Source organism: Rhizobium sp. CBN3 (assembly GCF_030518245.1).
GTDB classification, from domain to species: Bacteria; Pseudomonadota; Alphaproteobacteria; order Rhizobiales; family Rhizobiaceae; genus Rhizobium; species Rhizobium aethiopicum_A.
The window spans coordinates 33,253-54,529 of sequence record NZ_JAULSE010000020.1; the positions used below are offsets into that span (position 1 = coordinate 33,253).

Below are 21,277 nucleotides of genomic sequence, written 5' to 3' on the forward strand. Positions count from 1 at the left end.
TCAGATCCCCAGCATCATCCGAACGATTGATTCCAGCCCGCGTCCGAGTGCACGGGTATTTTCCGCGTCAAGGTGAATGCCGTCGATCGGTGTGGTCTTGGCGACGGAATTGCCGTCGAAAAAGCCACAACCGAGCTCGTCGGCAAGATCGCGATAGAGTGTCGCAAGCTTTGCCGATTCCTCGATGCCGCCGGGAAAGGATGCGGCGAAGGGCACATTGCCGGTCGCGCAGATCGCCGGCGGCGCCACGATCAGGATCTCCGGCCCGTCGAATTCGAAGGGCCAGGCGTGATTGCGGATCAGCCGCACCAGCCGGCTGATGCCCTGGCAGGCGGCAAAGGCGGAGCCGGCAACAACGGGCTTCATGTCGTTGGTGCCGAGCAGAAGAATGACGAGGTCGAGCGGCGCATGCGTCTGCAGGATCGTCGGCAGGACGCGCGCACCGTTGCGGTCACAATCGGCAAGGTGGTCGTCGAAAGCGGTGGTGCGACCGTTCAGCCCTTCGGGAATGATACGCACCTCGCTGCCGAGCGCTGCCTGAAGCACGCTCGGCCAGCGATTCTTGTACTCATGACGGCCGATTGTCTCAGGGTCATGACCCCAGGTCAGCGAGTCGCCATAGCAAAGAACGGTCTTGGTCATTTCCGCCTCCGCTTCGCTATCAGACAAGCATGCCCATTGGGTTTTCGATGTAGCCCTTGAAGGCCTGGAGCAGCTCGGCGCCAAGCGCGCCGTCGACGCAGCGATGGTCGGTCGACAGCGTCACCGACATCATCGTGGCGATGGCCATTTCGCCGTTCTTGACCACGACCCGCTGTTCCCCAGCGCCGACGGCCAGGATCGTCGCATGCGGCGGGTTGACGACGGCGGCGAAGTTCTTCACGCCCATCATGCCCATGTTGGAAACCGAACTCGTGCCGCCCTGATATTCCTCGGGCTTCAGCTTGCGGTCCTTGGCCCGCTTGCCGAGATCGCGCATCTCGTTGGAGATGACAGACAGCGTCTTCTGCTCGGCCTTGCGGATGATCGGCGTGATCAGGCCACCGGGGATCGAGACGGCGACGCCGACATCGGCATGCTTGTGCTTGACCATGTTGTTGTCGGTCCATGACACATTGGCGTCCGGAACGTCGCGCAGCGCCAGCGCCATGGCCTTGATGACCATATCGTTGACCGAGAGCTTGTAGGCCGGAGCGTTGTCCTTGTTGCGCGGAGCCGCATCGTTCAGCTGGGCGCGCAGCGCCATCAGAGCGTCGAGCTCGCAATCGACGCTGACGTAGAAATGCGGGATCGTCTGCTTGGATTCGACGAGGCGCCGGGCGATCGTCTTGCGCATCCCGTCATGCGGCACAAGCTCATAGGAGCCCGGCTCGAAGAGCTTGAGCACGGCTTCCTCGGAAGCGCCCTTCGGCGCTGCTGCGGCCGGGGCAGCAGCTTGCGGAGCCGAAGCAGCGGCAGGCGCCGGAGCGGGCTTGGCGCCGCCGGCAAGGGCAGCTTCGATATCGCTTTTGATCACGCGGCCATGCGGACCGGAACCGGCGACATTAGAAAGGTCGATTCCGGCTTCCTTGGCCAGGCGGCGTGCGAGCGGCGAAGAGAAGGTGCGGTTGCCACCAGCCGAAACGGCCGCGGGTGCAGCGGCAGGCGCCGGTGCCGCGGCCGGAGCGGCCTCAGCCTTCGCCGGCGCAGCGTCGGCCTTCGGCGCAGGTGCGGCCTCTGCCTTGGCCGGAGCGGCGGAACCTGCGGCGCTCGCAGCAGCGGAAACATCTTCGCCATCGGCGGCGAGAACGGCGATCAGCGCATTGACCTTGACACCTTCGGTGCCGGCCGGAACGACGAGCTTGGCGACCGTGCCTTCATCGACGGCTTCGACTTCCATCGTCGCCTTGTCGGTCTCGATCTCGGCAATCACATCGCCAGACTTGACCTTATCGCCTTCCTTGACCAGCCACTTGGAAAGATTGCCTTCTTCCATGGTCGGAGAGAGGGCGGGCATCGTGATATTGATCGGCATCGAGATACCCTCCCCTTATTTGTAGCAGACAGCCTTCACCGCATCGACGACTTCGCCGACGTTCGGAAGTGCCAGCTTTTCGAGATTGGCGGCGTAAGGCATCGGAACGTCCTTGCCTGCGATCGTCAGGATCGGCGCATCGAGATAATCGAAGGCCTGCTGCATCACGCGGGTGGCGATTTCGGTGCCGACGGATGATTGCGGATAACCTTCCTCGACGGTGACGAGGCGGCCGGTTTTCTTCACCGATTCGATAACCGTTGGCAGGTCCATCGGGCGGATGGTGCGAAGGTCGATCAGTTCGACGTCGATGCCGAGCTGTTCGAGTTCGGCGGCCGCCTTCGTCGCATAAGTCATGCCGATGCCGAAGGACACGACGGTGACGTCCTTACCCGGACGATGGATGCGCGCTTTGCCGATCGGCAAGACGAAATTATCGAGCTTCGGCACGTCGAAGTGCTGACCGTAGAGAATTTCGTTCTCGAGGAAGATGACCGGGTTCGGGTCGCGGATTGCCGCCTTGAGCAGGCCCTTGGCGTCGGATGCCGTGTAGGGCATTACCACTTTCAGGCCGGGGATGGCGCTGTACCAGGCGGCATAGTCCTGGCTGTGCTGGGCGCCGACGCGGGCGGCGGCACCGTTCGGGCCGCGGAAGACGATCGGAGCGCCCATCTGGCCGCCGGACATATAGAGCGTCTTGGCGGCCGAGTTGATGATGTGGTCGATCGCCTGCATGGCGAAGTTGAAGGTCATGAATTCGACGATCGGGCGAAGGCCGGCCATGGCGGCACCGACGCCGACGCCGGCAAAGCCGTGCTCGGTGATCGGCGTATCGATGACGCGGCGGGCGCCGAATTCCTGCAGCAGGCCCTGCGTAACCTTGTAGGCGCCCTGATATTCGGCGACTTCCTCTCCCATGACGAAGACGTCGTCGCTGGCGCGCATTTCTTCGGCCATGGCGTCGCGCAGCGCTTCGCGCACGGTCATCGACACCATTTCTGTGCCAGCCGGGATTTCCGGGTCGTTCGGAACGACAGCCTTCGGCTCGGCCGGAAGCGGCGCGGAAGCAGAACCGGTATTGGTCGGCTTCTCCTCCTGGGCCACCTGCGGAGCGGCGGCGGCCGGCTTGGCGGCGGAGATATCCGAAGCGGATTCGCCGTCCTGCAGCAGCACGGCGATCTTGGTGTTGACCTTGACGCCTTCGGTGCCGGCATCAACGAGCAGCTTGCCGATGACGCCTTCGTCGACGGCTTCGACTTCCATCGTCGCCTTGTCGGTTTCGATTTCGGCAATGACGTCGCCTGAAGTGACCTTGTCACCTTCCTGCTTCAGCCATTTGGACAGCGTGCCTTCTTCCATCGTCGGAGAAAGGGCGGGCATGAGGATATCGATAGGCATGGGTTCCCTCCCCGATTAGAGCAGAATGTCGGTGTAGAGCTCGGATGCATCCGGCTCCGGATCGGCCTGGGCGAAGTCGGCGCTGTCGGCGACGATGTCGCGGACATCTTTGTCGATCGCCTTCAGATCATCTTCGGAAGCCCAGCCCTTTTCGATGAGGCGTGCTTTTACCTGCTCGATCGGGTCCTGCTCGGAGCGCATCTTCTGCACTTCTTCCTTCGTGCGATATTTCGCCGGATCGGACATCGAGTGGCCGCGATAACGATAGGTCAGCATTTCGAGAATGATCGGGCCCTTGCCGGAGCGGCAATGTTCGAGCGCCTCATCGGCTGCCGCCTTGACGGCGCGAACGTCCATGCCGTCGACCTGGATGCCGGGGATGCCGAAGCCGGAGCCGCGCAGCGAGTAATTCGACTGGGCGGTGGCACGGGCGGTCGAGGTGCCCATGGCGTAACGGTTGTTTTCGACGATATAGACGATCGGCAGCTTCCAGAGAGCCGCCATGTTGAAGCTCTCGTAGACCTGGCCCTGGTTGGCAGCGCCGTCGCCGAAATAGGCGATGGCGACATTGCCGTTGCCGCGGTAGTGGTTTGCAAAGGCAAGCCCCGTTCCGAGCGAAACCTGGGCGCCGACGATGCCGTGGCCGCCGTAGAAATGCTTCTCTTTCGAGAACATGTGCATCGAGCCGCCCTTCCCGTGGGAATAGCCGCTGCGGCGCCCGGTCAGTTCCGCCATGACGCCACGCGCTTCCATGCCGGTTGCCAGCATGTGGCCGTGGTCGCGATAGGCGGTGATGACCTGATCGCCTTCCTTCTGCGCCATCTGCATGCCGACGACGACAGCTTCCTGACCGATATAAAGATGGCAAAAGCCGCCGATGAAGCCCATGCCGTAAAGCTGACCGGCCTTCTCCTCGAAGCGGCGGATCAGTAGCATCTCGCGATAGGCCTTGAGTTCCTCATCCCGATCGAAGTCGGCTACCGGGCCTCCATTCGATGCTTTGGCTGCTGGTTTTGCTGCAGTTTTGCGGCTGGAAACGGTCGCGGTCTTTCGCGGCGCCATTCAACCCTCCCTATGGGTTTGTCGTTTCTCGATGGCGCGTACCATAGGGAAGAAATATGACCACAGCAATGCCATAATTGCATGGCTCGTATTCGGCACTAAGCTATTGGAAATTAATCAGAAATTCCAATTAACCGAATTCCGGCTAATTGGAATAATGGTTGAATATGACGATCTCGTCCGCACGCGACATATTCAGCTGATATCGCGCCTTTTCGTCCAACATATCCTTGTCGAGCGAGCCGTCACTGAGCAGCGCGACCTGGCTTTCCAGATGTTCGCGCTTCGCCTTCAGGACGGCAAGCTCTCTTTCGCGCGCGACGCGCTGACGCTCGAACGTCTCTGTCGCCCGCAGGCCATAATCGCCATGGATGCAATGATAACCGAAATAGGAAAGGAAGGCGACCGTCATAGCCGGGATGACGAAGCGGCCGAGCTTTCTCTTCTTATGATGCTTTGTCCACATACACGCATGCTCTTGAACGCATTACCAATTCGTTCAGCATAACGCGCAGAGATTAACCGTTCATTGACCGTAATAAGCGCGCAAGAAAAAACCCGCGCCGGGAGGCGCGGGTCGAGCCGTTGAAAATCGGAACGATCAGCCTTTGATGATCGAGCGGCCGGCATATTGGGCTTGGGGGCCGAGGCCTTCCTCGATGCGGATCAGCTGGTTGTATTTGGCGAGACGGTCGGAACGCGACAGCGAACCGGTCTTGATCTGACCGCAGTTGGTGGCGACGGCAAGATCGGCGATGGTCGAGTCTTCGGTTTCGCCGGAGCGGTGCGACATGACGGCGGTATAGGCCGCCTTGTGCGCCGTGTTGACGGCATCGAGCGTTTCCGTCAGCGAACCGATCTGATTGACTTTGACGAGGATCGAGTTAGCCACGCCCATGCGGATGCCGTCGCGAAGACGGGCGGAGTTGGTGACGAAGAGATCGTCGCCGACGAGCTGGGTCTTCTTGCCGGTCAGGTCGGTCAGCGTCTTCCAGCCTTCCCAGTCGTCTTCGGCCATGCCGTCTTCGATCGAGATGATCGGGTACTTGGCGGCAAGCTCGGCCAGATATTCGGCCATGGCGCCCGATTCGAGCGTGCGGCCTTCACCTTCGAGAACGTATTTGCCGTCCTTAAAGAACTCCGTCGAGGCGCAATCGAGGCCGAGGCACATGTCGTCGCCCGGCTTGTAGCCGGCTTTGTCGATGGACTTCATGATGAAGTCGAGGGCTTCGGGCGCGCTTTTCAGGCCGGGGGCGAAGCCGCCTTCGTCGCCGACATTGGTGTTGTGGCCCTGCGCGGCAAGCTCCTTGCGGAGCGTATGGAAGACTTCCGAACCCATGCGCACGGCTTCAGCGATCGAATCGGCGCCGACTGGCATGATCATAAATTCCTGGAAGTCGATCGGGTTGTCGGCATGGGCGCCGCCGTTGATGATGTTCATCATCGGCACCGGCAGCAGGCTGGCGGAAGCGCCGCCGACGTAACGGTAAAGCGGCAGGCCGGATGCCTGCGCGGCAGCCTTGGCAACGGCGAGCGACACGCCGAGGATGGCGTTGGCGCCGAGGCGCGACTTATTCGGCGTGCCGTCGAGCTCGATCATGATGTTGTCGATCTGGATCTGGTTTTCGGCGTCGATGCCGCCAATCGCGTCGAAGATCTCGGTGTTGGCGGCCTCGACCGCCTTTTCGACGCCCTTGCCGAGATAGCGCTTGCCGCCGTCGCGCAGCTCGACCGCCTCATGCGCGCCCGTCGAGGCGCCCGAGGGAACGGCCGCGCGGCCCATGCTGCCGTCTTCGAGATAGACGTCGACTTCGACGGTGGGGTTGCCACGGCTATCGAGGATCTCGCGGGCGATGATATCGGTGATTGCAGTCATGGGTTCTTCCTGCTCGGTGGGTGATAAGTCGGTCGAAGCCTGTCATAATCGAAGGCGTGCAAATTACAATGCTGCAATTTCCGGCCTTCGAACCAGCATGCCGTCGTGGCCTAAACCACGATCATGTCAGTCTGTTGAACGTCAGGCCTTGGCGATCGCGTCGAAGGCAAGCAGCTTCTCAAGCAATCGCGGCATGTCCTTGAGATAAACCATGTTCGGGCCGTCGGACGGTGCGTTGTCGGGGTCCTGGTGGGTTTCGAGGAAGACGCCTGCAATTCCCGTCGCCACCGCCGCGCGCGCCAACGTTTCCACGAATTCGCGCTGGCCGCCCGAGGAATCGCCCTGCCCGCCCGGCTGCGCCACGGAATGGGTGGCGTCGAAAATCACGGGAGCGCCCATCGCCGCCATGATCGGCAGCGAGCGCATGTCGGAGACCAGCGTATTGTAGCCGAAGGAAGCGCCGCGCTCGCACAGCAGCACATTCGGATTGCCGCTGGCGTTGAGTTTCTTCAGGACGTTCTTCATATCCCACGGCGCCAGGAACTGGCCCTTCTTGACATTGACGGCGCGGCCGGTTCTGGCGGCGGCGATCAGAAGGTCGGTCTGGCGGCAAAGGAAGGCCGGGATCTGCAGGACATCGACCACCTTGGCCACCTCGGCGCATTGCTCGGCCGTATGGACGTCGGTTATGACGGGAAAGCCGAATTCCTTCTTCAGGTCGGCAAAGACCTCCATGCCCTTTTCCAGGCCAATGCCGCGCTCGGCCGAAAGCGAGGTCCGGTTGGCCTTGTCGAATGAGCTCTTGTAGACCAGCCCGATGTCAAGCTTTGCGCAAAGCTCCTTCAGCGTGCCGGCTACCATGAAGGCGTGGTCGCGGCTCTCCATCTGGCAGGGGCCGGCAATCAGCGACAGACGGGCGGTATTGGAAAAGGTGACCTGGCCTGCGCCTTCGCCGATCCTGACTTCGGAATTCGTGTCGATGCTCATCGTGTTTCCTCGAAGGCGAAGAGCGCACCCTGCCCGGGCGTGGGCTTCACCAGAATACGGTTGTTCTTGCGCGTGTAGGTCACCCCGTTAGCAGCCAAATGCGCTTCTGTCACGGCAAGATCGACGACAGTGAAGAGGATTGCCCGCCCCCGCAGGCCGCGATCGGCTGACGAGACTGCAGTCTCGAAATAGGCCTCCAGCCCTTCCGGCGTCATCAGGCTGATCTTCGCATTCGATGCCGCGATATTCATGCCGAAACCGGTTTTCTCCACCGCCGCCTGCCCCATCGCAAGTCCGACGAAGGCGGCGAATGCCGCCGGCTCCGGCGCACAAAGCGCGATCTCGGCAATGCCGATCACGCCATTGGCATGCGTCTCCAGCGCGGCGCGATCTGTCGGGAACGAATTAATGCGCTGGCAGGTAAAGAGAAAGAAATCGGGGGCGCGCAAATCAGCTGCAAAGGCCAGCTTGAAGCTGCCGACGCTCTCCGAACCATCCGGCATCCGCATCGGTCGGCTGAACTGCAACATCTCACCGGCGCTCGCGCCGTTGCCGACGAAGCGCTTATGATCGAGGCCGGCATCCTCGCTGAGGAAGGCCAGCGCAGAAAGTCCCTCCTCGCCGCAGCGGAAACGGAAGGCGCGATTGCGGGCGATGAAGACATTGCCCTGGCGGGCCGCTGCCTCGCTCTCCTCGACACTCGCCACGCCGAGCGGCTCCAGATAGGTCTTGTCGGCGAAAAAGACGCAGGCATTCTCCGTTCCGAAGGGATGGCGCGCATCGGCGGCGACGGTGAAACCGAGCTTGCCGAGCCTTTCACGCGCCAGATCGATATTGACCACGGGCAGCACGACATGATCCAGCGGGTGCGACTTGGCGGAATGCGCGTTCATGAATATCCCTCCTGAAACCGGCAAGAGATGTGCGACAGCACCTCACTCAATGCAAGACATGTGTGCCAATCCGGCGAATGAAAATAAAAATCTCGACGAGTTGGCGCGAAGTTTTACGGAAATTTAGCTACTTGCGGAACACATATGGAACATATAGTGTCCGTTCTGGATTTGTTTCAATCACGGGGTCTGACGTCGATGCTCACGCGCAAACAACAGGAGCTTCTCCTTTTCATCCATGAGCGCATGAAGGAATCCGGCGTTCCTCCCTCTTTCGACGAAATGAAGGATGCCCTGGATCTCGCCTCGAAATCCGGCATTCACCGGCTGATCACGGCGCTCGAGGAGCGCGGCTTCATTCGCCGCCTACCGAACCGCGCCCGGGCGCTCGAAGTGATCAAGCTTCCGGAGGCCTATAACCCCAGTCTTCAGCGTCGCGGTTTTTCGCCGAGCGTCATCGAGGGCAGCCTCGGCAAGCCCCAGCCGGTCGCCGCCCCCGCTGCGCCAAAGCCGGTCGCCGACAATGGCAACTCCATCTCCGTGCCGGTCATGGGGCGTATCGCCGCCGGCGTTCCGATCTCGGCGATCCAGAACAACACTCACGATATCGTCGTTCCCGCGGATATGCTCGGCTCCGGTGAGCACTATGCGCTGGAGGTCAAAGGCGATTCGATGATCGACGCCGGCATCTTCGACGGCGATACCGTGATCATCCGCAACGGCAGCACCGCAAGTCCCGGCGATATCGTCGTTGCCCTCGTCGATGACGAGGAAGCAACGCTGAAGCGTTTCCGCCGCAAGGGTGCCTCGATCGCGCTCGAGGCCGCCAACCCGGCCTACGAGACCCGCATCTTCGGGCCCGACCGGGTCAAGGTGCAGGGCAAGCTCGTCGGCCTCATCCGTCGCTATCACTGACGCCGGATAGGCTGGAATCGGTAAAACGATCGTTGCGCCAATCATAGGCGCGATGGCGCATCCATGGTCGCGACAAAGCATCGAAGGCGGTGGTGACCTCCGGGCCGCTGTCGGCGAAGCGCAATTCGACGGAACCGGTCCTGCGTAGCGTCTCGCCGGTGAAAAGCGCGCCACCTGAACGGCAGTTGTTGAAACGCAGACGGACCGAGGTCACGACGATATCGGCCGTATCGCAGGCCGGGCCAAGATAGGCGGCATTGTCGATGACGGTGACGATATGGCCATTGCCGAGTCTTGATGTGCACCAGGCCTTCTTGACGCAGGAAAAGCGGTTTGCTTCACCGCCTGCTGCGGCTGCCCGCATCGCTGCACTCGCTTCGTTCTGCTGATCGCGGGAAAGCCTGACACGGCGGTCTTCTCCTTCCGCCGGGATAGCCGGACCATCCAGCATCTTCGGCGGATCATGTGTCGGCAGGACCAGCGCTCGCTGCCACTGGTCGAAGATGAAATCCGGCGGGTTTTCACGGTTGGAAGCTATTGCCTCAGCCGCGACGACCGCAACCAGACTGCCATCCTCCGAAATCACCAGATCCGGCGGCCGGGGAACCGGCAGAAGCAGCACGATAAGGGTCGAGATGGCGATGATCGATGTGCCGATATGGCGCAGCCGGGTACGCAGCAGCGTCAGCAGCAGAAAGCCTGCCACCGCCATTGCGAAATACCAGCCGGGCAAGCGGCCGATGCCGATATCCCCGCCCCAGCCGGACACCGTCTTGGCAACCGCAATCACCAGATCGAGGCCGAATCCGACCACCTTCCAGAGCGGAGCGTCCAGACCGAAAGGCATGAGCAACATCGCCAGCAACCCGGCCGGCATGACGATGAAGGAGATGATCGGCATCGTCGCAAGATTTGCCGGCAGGCCATAAGCCGTCAGGCGATGAAAATGCTCGATCGAAAACAGTGCGGTGGAAAAGCCGCCGATCAGCGAGGTGAGGAAGACGCCGCCGAAGAAACTGGCGACTACGGCCACCGGCCTGATGATCGGCAATTTCGGAAAAGCGTTTTCGCGGACACGCCTGTCCTTCCACAGCTGATAGCCCGATACCAAAGCCAATGTCGCGGCAAAGGACATCTGAAAGCTCGGTCCCAATACTTCCGAAGGTGAAATGGCGATGATGATGAGCGCTGAGAGAACGACATTGCGCAGGCTGATCGACGGCCGGTCGAAGAAGACGGCAATCAGCATGATGGCCATCATGATAAAAGCGCGCTCGGCCGAAACCCCGAAACCGGAGATCAGGTAATAGGCGGTGACGGCGATGAGCGCACCGGCAGCGGCGATCTTCTTTGTCGGACAGGCTTGGGCGACACCGGGAAAGAGGCTGAGCAGCATCCGGAAGCCGACGAAGAAGATGCCGGCCGACAGCGCCATGTTGAGGCCCGAGATTGCGACGATATGGGCAAGGCCGGACTGGCGCAGCGCCTCCGTCGTCGTCTTCGAGATGGCGCGCCGTTCATCCGTCACCAGGGCAGCGGCAAAAGCGCCGGTGTCGCCGGGCAGGATCGATCTTATGCGGTCGCCGATGCTGCTGCGCAGCCGGTAGAGCCATTCGAGCAGCGCGTCCGACGTCCACCTGGCCGCCTGCGGGCCGACCTGCGCGTCGAGCTTCTCCGGCGCACCGTAGAAGAAACCGTTGGCGCCGATGCCGTCGAAATAGGCACCGAAGGAGAAGTCGTTGAGCGCGGGAAGTGCGGGGCCTGCCGGCGGCGTCAGCCGTGCCCTGCCGGTGATGATGTCGCCGATCTCGAAAGGCACATCGGCGCCCCGGACGATCCCGGTGATGCGTCTTGGCGGCCGTTTCAACTCCGGCGCCTCGGTGCCGGTGACGGCAAGAATGTAGCGCCAGCGCCCGCGGCCGTCGCCTTCCCGCCGTTCGACGCGGCCGGTCACCGTCGTTGTCACGGATGAATCGAGGATCGCCGTCGAAGCCCGCCAGCTCTCGAACTGAGCCGAGAGCATGCCGCCGGCGAAAAGTGCGAGCCCCATGAAACTTGCGCGCAAGGCCGGCCGGCTGGGACCGGTGAGGAAAACCGCGGCCGCCGACACTAGCAGGCAGAGCAGCGATGCAACGAGGGGAAAATCCGATCCGCCGAGAAACCAGAAGGCCGAGCCGGCTCCGAGGAAGACCGGCGAGAACAGCAGCAGGCGGCCATGATCGGCCTCTTCGCCCAGCATGCAGGCTCCGGCACGCAGCGATTGCCAGGCGGCGGCCAGCAGCCGACGACGCAATGGGGTCTGCGACTGCGTCCTTACCGATTGAGTCACCACCGCAGGCGCAGGAAAATCCGGCGGATCGGCAAGGCCGACGCCCGCTTGCGGCCGCAATTCGGCTGTCGTCAATTCCTGCATGCCCCGCCCAAGATCACCCCGCGAAGTCGTCAGAATGCAACCTTCACGTAAATCCGGCAAGAATAATCGGTTGAAATAAGACGCAAAAACCAAAGGAGCAAAAGGTCAGTCGAATCATCGGCTTCCGCTATGCGTGCGGCTCATCGCTGCAGTGCCTAAAAGGTGATGCCGCAATGCACAAAATGCCATCACGGTAACTTGGCATTAGCGTCACGATCATATAGCTATCGGAAAGGACGCTTAACCCCTATGGCGCTTTTGTGGCGCCACCGACATTTCGGAGGACAGCATGACGGATCAAAGCGCTACAATAAAAATCGGTGACAAATCAGTCGACCTCGCCGTCAAAAGCGGCACGATCGGCCCGAGCGTCATCGACATCGGTGCCCTCTACAAGAACACCGCTTCCTTCACTTACGATCCGGGCTTCACCTCGACCGCATCCTGTGAATCGAAAATCACCTATATCGACGGTGACGAAGGTGTGCTGCTGCACCGTGGCTATCCGATCGAGCAGCTCGCCGAGCATGGCGATTTCCTCGAGGTCTGCTACCTCCTGCTCTACGGTGAATTGCCGACGGCTGCGCAGAAGAAGGATTTCGACTATCGCGTCACGCATCACACGATGGTGCATGAGCAGATGAGCCGCTTCTTCACCGGCTTCCGCCGTGATGCGCATCCGATGGCCGTCATGTGCGGCTGCGTCGGCGCGCTGTCGGCCTTCTATCACGACTCGACCGACATCACCGATCCGCACCAGCGCATGGTCGCCAGCCTGCGCATGATCGCCAAGATGCCGACGCTTGCCGCCATGGCCTACAAGTATCATATCGGCCAGCCCTTCGTTTACCCGAAGAACGACCTCGACTATGCGTCGAACTTCCTGCGCATGTGCTTTGCCGTCCCCTGCGAGGAATATGTGGTCAATCCGGTGCTTGCCCGCGCCATGGACCGCATCTTCATCCTGCATGCCGATCACGAGCAGAACGCCTCGACCTCGACCGTCCGTCTCGCCGGTTCGTCGGGCGCCAATCCGTTCGCCTGCATCGCCGCCGGCATTGCCTGCCTCTGGGGCCCCGCGCACGGCGGCGCCAATGAAGCCGCGCTCAACATGCTGAACGAGATCGGCACGGTCGACCACATTCCGGAATATATCGCCCGCGCCAAGGACAAGAACGATCCGTTCCGCCTGATGGGCTTCGGTCACCGCGTCTATAAGAACTACGATCCACGCGCCAAGATCATGCAGAAGACGACGCATGAAGTGCTCGGCGAACTCGGCATCAAGGACGATCCGTTGCTGGAAGTGGCGATGGAGCTGGAGCGCATCGCGCTCACCGACGAATATTTCATCGAGAAGAAACTCTATCCGAATATCGACTTCTATTCCGGCATCACGCTGAAGGCGCTGGGCTTCCCCACCACCATGTTCACCGTGCTCTTCGCGCTTGCCCGCACCGTCGGCTGGATCGCTCAGTGGAACGAGATGATCGAGGATCCGGAACAGCGTATCGGCCGTCCCCGCCAGCTCTATGTCGGCGAACCCAAGCGCGACTACATCCCGGTTTCGAAGCGCTGATCGCTTCAGAGCTCAAAAAGAAACCCGGTCAGGAATGGCCGGGTTTTTTCTTTTTCAAAACGTCGAGAAGGATTTCGGCGGCCTGTTCGCCGGGCGGCTTTTCCGTCTGCATGCGCTGCCAGATGAGATCGTAACCTTCCTTCATCGCCTTCAGCTGATAGGTATCGACCGACAGCCTTTCCATCCAGCGTGCAAGGCTTGCGCCGCGAACGACATCGTTCAGATATTCCGGCACGACCGGGTAATCGGCGATCAGGTTCGGCAGCGCGCCGGTCCAGGTCTTGATGCCCGATGTCAGCATGCGCATGATCCAGTCGACCTTGTAGGCAGAGACGACCGGAACGTCGGCAAGGGCGAGTTCGAGAATAACGGTTCCGGACGCCGCCATGGCTGCATCGGCCTCGGCAAAGGCCTTCCATTTTGCTTGCGTGCCGACGACGATCTCCGGCTTTACGGCCCACCCAGCCGTCATTTCGCGGACAAGCGCTTGCCTGTGCGTCACCGTCGGCAGAATGAAGCGTGTCGGCCCGTTGCGGGCGACGAGTTCATTCGTGGCGACCTCGAAGTAAGGCAGAAGCTTCTGGATCTCGGAGGAGCGCGATCCGGGAAGAAGCAGGATCGGGCCATTGCCTGGCTGCCTTCCCACGCGCAGGCGACGTGTCTCCAGCAGCGCTGGATCGGCGACCAGACGATGCCCGACATAGGTTGTCCTCGGACCATTGAGGCGCTGCATGGCTGCCGGTTCAAAGGGCAGGACGGCAAGCACGTGATCGACATAGCCGAGCATGCGCGTGGCGCGATATTCCTTCCAGGCCCAGACGCTTGGACAGACGTAATTGACGACCGGCAGATCGGGCAACGCGGTGCGCACCCGCTTGGCGACGCGATGGGTGAAATCGGGACTGTCGATGATGACAAGGATATCCGGTTTTGCGGCGATGATCTCAGCCGTGGTGCGACGGATCAGGCCAAACAGCCTTGGCAGCCGGCTCAGCACCTGGGTGACTCCCATGATCGACAGCTCGGAAAAATCGAACAGGGAGTTCAGCCCCTCCGCCTGCAGCCCCTCGCCGCCAACGCCGACAAGCTCCACCGGTCCACTGTAAATCCGCTTCAGCGCAGCGATGAGATCAGCGCCGAGCAGATCGCCCGACACTTCCCCGGCAATGACGGCGATCTTCAGCGGCGCTCCGTTCATTCGAGCCCCCATGCCGGCAGACCGCGGTCGATGCCGCAGACAAACAACCCAGCCTCGTCGGCGGCGCTGATGACTGCGGCCCGATCGAGCACCAGCGAGCGACCGGCTTCGATTGCGATGCCGGCAAGGCCGGCTTTCGCAGCGTTCAAAATTGTGGCAACGCCGATCGCCGGCAGGTCGGCGCGAATGTCCTGTTGCGGCTTGCAGAGCTTGACGAGCACGCCGCGGCGGCGCGGCGAGATCCGTCCGGCGGCCCTCAGGCCGGCGACACGGTCCAGCATCTCATCTGTGCCCTCAAGTCCTTCCAGCGCGACGACGCGCCCGCCGATGCTGACTGCACCCTGGCCGACATCCAGCCGGCCAAGCGTCTCGGCGGCATTGGCGGCTTGGCTGATATCGCGCCGGTCTTCCTCGCCGGGCGCGGCGGCGCCAAGCGGGCCAACGGAAGCGAGCAGGTCGGGGGCGATCTCGTGGGCGCCGACGACGCGCCGGCCGTTCCCCTCGATCAACCGGATCACCATCTGCAGAACCGTATCGTCGCCGCCGGAGAGCAGTGTGCGAATGGCGGCCGGAACCTTCATCAGGATGCGCAACGTCGGGCGCACCTCGCGCCATTCCGGCCGGCGGCGCACGCTTCCCGACATCACCACACGTCCGACGCCGTATCGGTTGAAGAGACCCTCGAGGGCGGCGAAATCGCCGATGCCGATAACAGCGTGATCATAGCCTTCCCAGCGTGGATCACTCTCGTCCTTCAGCGCGACGATAACGGGATTTTCGCCAGCCGCGCGCGCGGCTTCGGCGACATAGGAAGGCAGAAGGCCACCGCCGGCGATGATCGCCAGCCGGCCCGCAGCGGTGTCGCCTGTTAAAGCCACGGACTAGCCCTTCTGCCCCCGGGTCGGCGAGGACAGCGCGCGGTCGCTCTCGGCCGCAATGAAGTCGAGGATCTGCACGACCTGCTCGCAATCGGCATATTCCTCGCGGATCGCGGCGGCGTTTTCGCGCACGGAACCCGTTCCTTCGAAGATCGCCTTGTAGGCGCGGCGCACCCGGTGGATGACGGCGCGGTCGATGCCGGCCCGCGTCATGCCGACGACGTTGAGGCCGCCCAGCAGACCGGGATTACCGTTCAGCATGCCATAGGGAATGACATCGTAACTCACCGCCGACAGGCCGCCGACGAAGGCGTGGCGGCCGACGCGGGTAAACTGGTGAACAGCCGAGCCGCCGCCTAGGATCACGCGATCCTCGATGACGACATGGCCGGCGAGCATGACGTTGTTCGACATGATCACATGGTTGCCGACCCGGCAGTCATGCGCGACGTGGGAATTGGCAAGGAAAAGATTGTTGTCGCCAACGATCGTCTCACCGCCGAAATCGGCCGTGCCGGTGTTCATCGTCACACCTTCACGGATCGTGCAATTGGCGCCGACCGTCAGCGTCGTTTCCTCACCGCCGTGGTGCACGCTCTGCGGATCACCGCCGACGACGGCCATCGGGAAGATGCGCGTGCCATTGCCGATCACAGTGCGGCCGGTGACGACCGCATGCGCCAGGAGCTCGACATTCGCATGCAGGACGACATGCGGCCCGACATGGCAAAAAGGACCGATTTTGACGCCCTCGCCGATGGTAGCCCCGTCTTCGACGACAGCCATCGGATGAATACGGGCGCTTTCGGCGATCTTGCTCATGCCTGATCCTTACGAACGATCATCGCGCCGATGTCAGCTTCGGCGACAAGTGCGCCGTCAACCTTGGCGTCGCAATGGAATTTCCAGATATTGCCGCGTTGCTTGTTCTTCTTGACATGGAATTCGACGCGGTCGCCGGGCACGACCGGCTTGCGGAAGCGCGCATTCTCGATGGTCATGAAGTAGACGAGGTTACCGGTCTGACCTTCCTTCTTGGCGCAGATGGCACCCGCCGTCTGAGCCATGCCCTCGATCAGCAAAACCCCGGGCATAATCGGCGCTTCCGGAAAATGGCCGGTGAAATGCGGTTCGTTCACCGTGACGTTCTTGATGCCGATCGCCGTGTTGTCTCCGTCGATCCCGATGATCTTATCGACCATGAGAAACGGATAGCGATGCGGCAGCAGCTTCATGATCTCGGTAATATCAGCCGAAGAAAGCGTGGTCGTGGCTTCCTCAGTCATTTTGCTTGCCTCCAGGGTTCCTCCCGCGCAACTTGGATTTCGATACCTGTTGCGCGGCCTCTCTCAGATAGTCTTTTAGCGGACGTGCAGGTATACCGCCATATTGTCCGCCGGCGGCAAGGTCGGTCATGATACCGCTTTTGGCAGCGATCTGCACGCCATCGCCGATCGTCACATGTCCCTTGATTCCCGCTTGGCCGCCGATCTGCACGCCATTGCCGATTTTCGTGCTGCCGGCGATACCGACCTGCGAAACGATGGCGCAATGGCGGCCGATCTGGACGTTGTGGCCGATCTGGACCTGATTGTCGATCTTGGTCCCCTCGCCGATCACCGTGTCGTCCATGGCACCGCGGTCGATGGTCGTGTTGGCGCCGATCTCGACATTGTCCTGGATGATCACCCGGCCGATCTGAACGATCTTGATCATGCCGCGCGGACCCGGTGCATAACCAAAACCGTCCTGGCCGATTCGAACACCGTTGTGGATGATGACGCCATTGCCGATCAGCGCACAAAGAATGCTCGCTCCAGCCGCAATCGAACAATCCCGGCCGATCTTGACGTTCGGACCGATAACGCTGTTCGCGCCGATGCGGGTTCCTTCCCCGATCTCGGCCTGCGCACCGATGACGGCCAGCGGTTCGACGATCACGCCCTTTTCGAGTTTGGCGCTCGGATCAATCACTGCGCTCGGAGCAATCCCGCTTTCACCCGAAAGAGCGACCGGACGCAATGCTGCGGGGTAGAACAGGCCGCCCGCCATTGCGAAGGCAGCATGCGGATTGGACGAAAGGATAACCGGAAGATGCGGAGGAACGAGATCGGCAAGCGCCTTGTCGCAGATCACCGCCGAGGCCTCGCATGTCGCAAACTCCTCGCGATTACGGCGCGACAGGATATAGCAGACATCGCCTGCCCGCGCCCGGCTGATGGGGGCGACGGACCTGACGATGACATTGGCATGATCGGAATTGGCGAGTTCCGCCCCAAGAAACCCTGCCAGCTCAGCGAGCTTCAGACCTTCATGGGGCAGAAAAAAAACGTTTTGCTCCATCGGCAATGCTCCAGAACGGAATTGAGTCTTACAGTTCCGGACTGCCGATATCAGAATTGGTTGTTGATGCCAAACTTGAAGTTTTGCGTCTTGTCGAAGTCTTCCTTGAGGACCGGGATTGCGTAATCCAGACGCAATGAACCGAAAGGAGACTGCCAAACGACACCGACACCGACGGAAGCGCGCAGCGAGGCGTCTTCGCCCTCAATGCCGTCGCCCCTCAGATCAACGTCGTTGCCGAACAACGTGCCGGCGTCGGCGAAGACCGCGCCGCGCAGGTTGAAGTCGCGCGGGAAGCCCGGCATCGGGAAAGTCGCTTCGGCCGATGCGGTGAAGTAGGTTGTACCGCCCAGCGGATCGTCGTTGTCACCCCTGACGCGCGGGCCGATACCCTTGTTCTCGAAGCCGCGAATGTCGCCATTGGTCAGCGTGAACTGGTCGAAGACGTTCAGGTGCTCGCCGAACCCGACGACATAGCCAGCCGAAGCCGAAACCGAGCCGATGATATCGGCATCGTCGGCGAGCAGGTGATAGTAACGAGCCTTGCCGTAGATCTTGTAGAACTGCGAGTCGCCCCCGAGGCCGGCAATTTCCTGCGTCGCCGTCGCGTAGATGCCTTCGCGCGGCAGAACCGTGTCATCGAGCGTGTTGTAGGTCAGCGTCTGCGAGACGGAAGAACGTGTCCACGGGCTGTCCTCAACGAGGTGCTGATACGGAGCGGACAGATCGGAAAGATCGCTGTTGTCAGCGTCGTACTTCATCTGCTTGTAGTTATAGCGGAAAGTCGTCGCCAGATCTTCCGTGATCGGCGCCGTGACGCGCAGAACGACGCTGGTTTCCTCGTAGTCGTAATTGTCGTTGCTCGACGTTTCGCTGTGGTTGACGTCGAAGCCCGCCGCCAGGCGGTAGCCGAGGAAATAGGGTTCGGTGAAGCTGACGCCGTAGGCGCGCGAGCCTTCCTGACCGCCGCCGGCCGAGATGCGGATGTACTGACCGCGACCAAGGAAGTTCTTTTCTTCGATCGACGCTTCGAGCAGCAGACCGTCACCGCCGGCGGCATAACCCGCGCCGACACCGAACGAACCGGTCGACTGATCTTGCACGTCGACCACCACCACGACACGATCCGGGGAGCTGCCCGGCTGCGTGGAGATATTGACCGAAGAGAAGTAACCGAGCGCCTCCAGACGACGCTTGGCCTTGGTGATCATCTGCTGATTGAAGGCGTCGCCTTCGCTCATGTCGAATTCGCGGCGGATGACGTAGTCGCGCGTGCGGCTGTTGCCGCGGATCTCGATGCGCTCGACATAGGCGCGCTCGCCCTGGTCGACGAGATATTCGACGCCGATCGTGTTGTTGTTGAGGTCGCGGTTACCGCGCGGCGTGACGCGCGCAAAGGGATAACCGGCGGAGGCGACCTGATCGGAAATCGCTTCGATCGACTTCTGAACTTCCTTGGCGCTGTAGAGGTGGCCTTCTTTCGTGCGCACCAGCGGCAGCAGCTGATCCGAGCCGACGCCTTCGACGGTCGACTGGACGGTCACCGGTCCGAAGTCGTAGCGCTGGCCTTCCTCGATGTTGAAGGTGAGCGTGTATTTGTTGGTTGCCTCGTCAAAGCTGGCATCGGAAGAGACGATGCGCATGTCGGCATAGCCGCGATTGTAATAGAACTGGCGCAGCGCTTCTTCGTCGGCGTGGAGCTTGTCTTCGTTGTAGACGTCCTTGCGGGTCAGGAACGAAAGGAAGTTCGAACGCTTTGTCTGAATTACGGCAGCAAGGCGGCCGGCGCTATAGGCGTTGTTGCCGACGAAATTGATCGCATCGATCTTGGTGCGGTCACCTTCGTTGATGACGAAAGCAAGGTTGACGCGGCCTTCGCCCAGCGGCACCACCTGCGTCGTCACTTCGACTTCGCTGCGGCCGGTGGCGGCATAGGCATCCTTGATCGCCTGGATGTCGGACTGAATCTGCGTGTCGCTGTAAGGACCGGCAGCATGCGTCTGGACGATCGTCGCGAGCTTGTCGTCCTTGATCTTACGGTTACCGTTGAAGACGACCTGATTGACGAGCTGGGCCTCCTGGACGTTGACGACGAGCGTGCCGCCGGAAACCGAAATCTTCACGTCGGAGAAGTAGCCCGTGCCGTAAAGCTGTTTGACCGAGTTATCGATATCAGTGTTCGAGAAACTCTTGCCGGGCGTGATGGTGAGGTTCGACCGGACGGCTTCCGCGCCGACGCGGCTTGCGCCACGCACATCGATGCGCTGGATGACCGCGGCCTCGGCGGCCGTAGCGGAAACGAACGTCAAAGCACCTGCGCCCGAAGCAACAACACTAGCAGACAGCGCAACCGCCGATACTGCGTTCAAAAACTTTGAACCAGCCTTCATTTCACCTATTACCTTTTTTCCCTCGTCCCCGTCCCCGGGAGAACCCGATTCCGGTCACGTGTGTCGTTTTACCCGCTTTTGACATACAAGCAAGGGAGGGCGTTAATTTCTGTTTACTTCATTTCCAAGCGTGACCCATTCGCCACTACAGCCTTGAAACATCGTAAATAAATAGTAATTCCCTTGCCTTACGCGTTTACCTTCAGCTCAGGCTGATGTCGTTCCAGGTCGTGAAAACCATCAATGTCAATATCATTGCCAGGCCTATACGAAATGCAATTTCCTGAGCCTTGGCACCCAGCGGTTTTCCTCTGACCGCTTCCACCGCATAGAACATCAGGTGGCCGCCATCAAGTACCGGAACCGGCATCAGGTTAAGCAATCCTATCGAAACCGACAGCACCGCAGCAAGCTGCAACACTGCCCCAACGCCAAGCTTCGCCATCTGGCCGGTAGCCTGAGCCACACGGATCGGCCCGCCCAGCTGATCGGCCCGCATCGATCCGCTGAATATGTTGCCGATATATTTGAAGGTGTCCGTGACGATTTGCCCGCTGGCGATCACGCCCTCACGCAGCGCCTGGAGCGGCGTGTAGGTCTGCAGCCGGAAATTGCCGGAGTTCTTGTCGGTGGCGATGCCGATCTGACCGACTTCCATCTTGTTGCCGAACTGATCGGTCTGGTCGACGCGCTGCGGCACCATCGGCACATCGAGCTTCTGGCCGCCGCGCTCGACTGTGACGACAATCCTTTGGCCGGGGCGCATGCCGACATAGCGGCGCACATCTTCAAACGTCTCGACCTTGCCGCCATCGATGGCAACCAGGAGGTCGCCGGGAAGGATGCCGGCGGCGGCCGCCGAGCTCTCCGGCTTGACCTCGGCAACGACCGGGTCGGCGATCATGCGGCCATAGACTGTGAAGAGAACAGTGAAGATGGCGATCGCCAGCAGAAAATTGGCGATCGGACCGGCTGCGACGGTCGCGGCACGTTTCCACAGCTTGGCGCCGGCAAAGGAGCGCGCCCTCTCCTCTTCGGACATGGCGGCGAGCTTGTCGCTGTCCGGTTTGCTCGACGCATCCTCGTCGCCGAAGAAGCGGACGTAACCGCCAAGCGGGATCACGGAGATCTTCCAGCGCGTTCCATGGCGGTCGGTGAAGCCGAATAGCTCGGGACCAAAGCCGACCGAAAAGGCAAGTATACGGATGCCGCTCCAGCGCCCGACAAGGTAATGGCCCATCTCATGCACGAAGACGAGCAGCGAGAGCACCAGGATGAAGGTGACGATATTCCCCATCACGAATGCATATATGCCGGTCATCACGTCCATG

General features: G+C 61.2%; 18 protein-coding genes. 2 read left to right on the forward strand and 16 right to left on the reverse strand.

All coding sequences use genetic code 11. The features are described from left to right. The 8 genes from QWJ46_RS24395 to QWJ46_RS24430 form a co-directional block, all read right to left on the reverse strand. Complete coding sequence (locus QWJ46_RS24395) at positions 1-642, reverse strand: SGNH/GDSL hydrolase family protein (protein ID WP_184456904.1); 642 nt, start codon at positions 640-642, stop codon at positions 1-3. A gap of 19 nt (positions 643-661) precedes the next feature. Beyond that, positions 662-2,014 carry a pyruvate dehydrogenase complex dihydrolipoamide acetyltransferase gene (locus QWJ46_RS24400; RefSeq protein WP_302754290.1) on the reverse strand — a complete coding sequence of 451 codons (1,353 nt, stop codon included), beginning with the start codon at positions 2,012-2,014 and terminating at the stop codon, positions 662-664. Positions 2,015-2,029: 15 nt separating this feature from the next. Beyond that, positions 2,030-3,412 carry a pyruvate dehydrogenase complex E1 component subunit beta gene (locus QWJ46_RS24405; protein WP_184456908.1) on the reverse strand — a complete coding sequence of 461 codons (1,383 nt, stop codon included), beginning with the start codon at positions 3,410-3,412 and terminating at the stop codon, positions 2,030-2,032. 15 nt (positions 3,413-3,427) lie between these two features. Continuing rightward, positions 3,428-4,474 carry a pyruvate dehydrogenase (acetyl-transferring) E1 component subunit alpha gene (pdhA, locus tag QWJ46_RS24410; RefSeq protein WP_011425209.1) on the reverse strand — a complete coding sequence of 349 codons (1,047 nt, stop codon included), beginning with the start codon at positions 4,472-4,474 and terminating at the stop codon, positions 3,428-3,430. Between the two features lie 145 nt (positions 4,475-4,619). Then, the gene (locus tag QWJ46_RS24415; RefSeq protein ID WP_064802306.1) at positions 4,620-4,940 is read right to left on the reverse strand and encodes a septum formation initiator family protein; all 321 of its coding nucleotides are present in this window, start codon (positions 4,938-4,940) and stop codon (positions 4,620-4,622) included. A 135-nt stretch (positions 4,941-5,075) separates the two neighbouring features. Next, on the reverse strand, positions 5,076-6,350 hold the full coding sequence (gene eno, locus QWJ46_RS24420) for a phosphopyruvate hydratase (protein ID WP_302754291.1): 1,275 nt from the start codon (positions 6,348-6,350) through the stop codon (positions 5,076-5,078). 141 nt (positions 6,351-6,491) lie between these two features. Further along, complete coding sequence (gene kdsA / locus QWJ46_RS24425) at positions 6,492-7,337, reverse strand: 3-deoxy-8-phosphooctulonate synthase (protein WP_302754292.1); 846 nt, start codon at positions 7,335-7,337, stop codon at positions 6,492-6,494. Beyond that, positions 7,334-8,230 carry a VOC family protein gene (locus QWJ46_RS24430; RefSeq protein ID WP_184456914.1) on the reverse strand — a complete coding sequence of 299 codons (897 nt, stop codon included), beginning with the start codon at positions 8,228-8,230 and terminating at the stop codon, positions 7,334-7,336. The genes kdsA and QWJ46_RS24430 overlap by 4 nt, the downstream gene beginning before the upstream one ends. Before the next feature lie 198 nt (positions 8,231-8,428). Here QWJ46_RS24430 and lexA point away from each other — a divergent pair, with 198 nt between their 5' ends. Then, positions 8,429-9,145 carry a transcriptional repressor LexA gene (lexA, locus tag QWJ46_RS24435; RefSeq protein WP_184456915.1) on the forward strand — a complete coding sequence of 239 codons (717 nt, stop codon included), beginning with the start codon at positions 8,429-8,431 and terminating at the stop codon, positions 9,143-9,145. Here lexA and QWJ46_RS24440 read toward each other — a convergent pair. Then, positions 9,126-11,558, reverse strand: coding sequence for a ComEC/Rec2 family competence protein (locus QWJ46_RS24440; RefSeq protein WP_302754293.1), 2,433 nt, complete (start codon positions 11,556-11,558; stop codon positions 9,126-9,128). The two genes, lexA and QWJ46_RS24440, sit on opposite strands and share 20 nt — an antisense overlap. A 289-nt stretch (positions 11,559-11,847) precedes the next feature. On the opposite strand from QWJ46_RS24440, the gene gltA reads away from it, so the two are divergent. Beyond that, positions 11,848-13,137, forward strand: a complete 1,290-nt coding sequence (gltA, locus tag QWJ46_RS24445; RefSeq protein WP_008526864.1) for a citrate synthase — start codon at positions 11,848-11,850, stop codon at positions 13,135-13,137. Positions 13,138-13,165: 28 nt separating this feature from the next. Here gltA and lpxB read toward each other — a convergent pair whose 3' ends face one another. The 7 genes from lpxB to rseP form a co-directional block, all read right to left on the reverse strand. Further along, a complete protein-coding gene (lpxB, locus tag QWJ46_RS24450) occupies positions 13,166-14,335 on the reverse strand; it encodes a lipid-A-disaccharide synthase (protein WP_302754294.1) in 1,170 nt (389 codons plus the stop codon). Continuing rightward, the gene (locus QWJ46_RS24455) at positions 14,332-15,213 is read right to left on the reverse strand and encodes an LpxI family protein (protein ID WP_184456921.1); all 882 of its coding nucleotides are present in this window, start codon (positions 15,211-15,213) and stop codon (positions 14,332-14,334) included. The genes lpxB and QWJ46_RS24455 overlap by 4 nt, the downstream gene beginning before the upstream one ends. A 3-nt stretch (positions 15,214-15,216) precedes the next feature. Further along, complete coding sequence (gene lpxA, locus QWJ46_RS24460) at positions 15,217-16,035, reverse strand: acyl-ACP--UDP-N-acetylglucosamine O-acyltransferase (protein ID WP_184456923.1); 819 nt, start codon at positions 16,033-16,035, stop codon at positions 15,217-15,219. Beyond that, positions 16,032-16,499 (reverse strand): 3-hydroxyacyl-ACP dehydratase FabZ, encoded by a 468-nt coding sequence (gene fabZ, locus QWJ46_RS24465; RefSeq protein ID WP_064802290.1) that lies wholly within the window; start codon positions 16,497-16,499, stop codon positions 16,032-16,034. The genes lpxA and fabZ overlap by 4 nt, the downstream gene beginning before the upstream one ends. Next, positions 16,492-17,556, reverse strand: coding sequence for a UDP-3-O-(3-hydroxymyristoyl)glucosamine N-acyltransferase (gene lpxD, locus QWJ46_RS24470; protein WP_184456926.1), 1,065 nt, complete (start codon positions 17,554-17,556; stop codon positions 16,492-16,494). Before lpxD ends, fabZ begins: the two co-directional genes overlap by 8 nt. A gap of 50 nt (positions 17,557-17,606) precedes the next feature. Continuing rightward, positions 17,607-19,946, reverse strand: a complete 2,340-nt coding sequence (gene bamA, locus QWJ46_RS24475; RefSeq protein ID WP_302754295.1) for an outer membrane protein assembly factor BamA — start codon at positions 19,944-19,946, stop codon at positions 17,607-17,609. Positions 19,947-20,148: 202 nt separating this feature from the next. Beyond that, positions 20,149-21,276 (reverse strand): RIP metalloprotease RseP, encoded by a 1,128-nt coding sequence (rseP, locus tag QWJ46_RS24480; protein WP_302754296.1) that lies wholly within the window; start codon positions 21,274-21,276, stop codon positions 20,149-20,151. Position 21,277 lies beyond the last annotated feature (1 nt).

Coding starts and splice junctions, on each gene's coding strand:
- fabZ (WP_064802290.1), bottom strand. CDS start 16,499: ATGACTGAGGAAGCCACGACCACGCTTTCTTCGGCTGATATTACCGAG.
- lpxD (WP_184456926.1), bottom strand. CDS start 17,556: ATGGAGCAAAACGTTTTTTTTCTGCCCCATGAAGGTCTGAAGCTCGCT.
- bamA (WP_302754295.1), bottom strand. CDS start 19,946: ATGAAGGCTGGTTCAAAGTTTTTGAACGCAGTATCGGCGGTTGCGCTG.
- pdhA (WP_011425209.1), bottom strand. CDS start 4,474: ATGGCGCCGCGAAAGACCGCGACCGTTTCCAGCCGCAAAACTGCAGCA.
- lpxA (WP_184456923.1), bottom strand. CDS start 16,035: ATGAGCAAGATCGCCGAAAGCGCCCGTATTCATCCGATGGCTGTCGTC.
- eno (WP_302754291.1), bottom strand. CDS start 6,350: ATGACTGCAATCACCGATATCATCGCCCGCGAGATCCTCGATAGCCGT.
- QWJ46_RS24440 (WP_302754293.1), bottom strand. CDS start 11,558: ATGCAGGAATTGACGACAGCCGAATTGCGGCCGCAAGCGGGCGTCGGC.
- lpxB (WP_302754294.1), bottom strand. CDS start 14,335: ATGAACGGAGCGCCGCTGAAGATCGCCGTCATTGCCGGGGAAGTGTCG.
- QWJ46_RS24395 (WP_184456904.1), bottom strand. CDS start 642: ATGACCAAGACCGTTCTTTGCTATGGCGACTCGCTGACCTGGGGTCAT.
- gltA (WP_008526864.1), top strand. CDS start 11,848: ATGACGGATCAAAGCGCTACAATAAAAATCGGTGACAAATCAGTCGAC.
- kdsA (WP_302754292.1), bottom strand. CDS start 7,337: ATGAGCATCGACACGAATTCCGAAGTCAGGATCGGCGAAGGCGCAGGC.
- lexA (WP_184456915.1), top strand. CDS start 8,429: ATGCTCACGCGCAAACAACAGGAGCTTCTCCTTTTCATCCATGAGCGC.
- QWJ46_RS24400 (WP_302754290.1), bottom strand. CDS start 2,014: ATGCCGATCAATATCACGATGCCCGCCCTCTCTCCGACCATGGAAGAA.
- QWJ46_RS24415 (WP_064802306.1), bottom strand. CDS start 4,940: ATGTGGACAAAGCATCATAAGAAGAGAAAGCTCGGCCGCTTCGTCATC.
- QWJ46_RS24430 (WP_184456914.1), bottom strand. CDS start 8,230: ATGAACGCGCATTCCGCCAAGTCGCACCCGCTGGATCATGTCGTGCTG.
- QWJ46_RS24405 (WP_184456908.1), bottom strand. CDS start 3,412: ATGCCTATCGATATCCTCATGCCCGCCCTTTCTCCGACGATGGAAGAA.
- rseP (WP_302754296.1), bottom strand. CDS start 21,276: ATGGACGTGATGACCGGCATATATGCATTCGTGATGGGGAATATCGTC.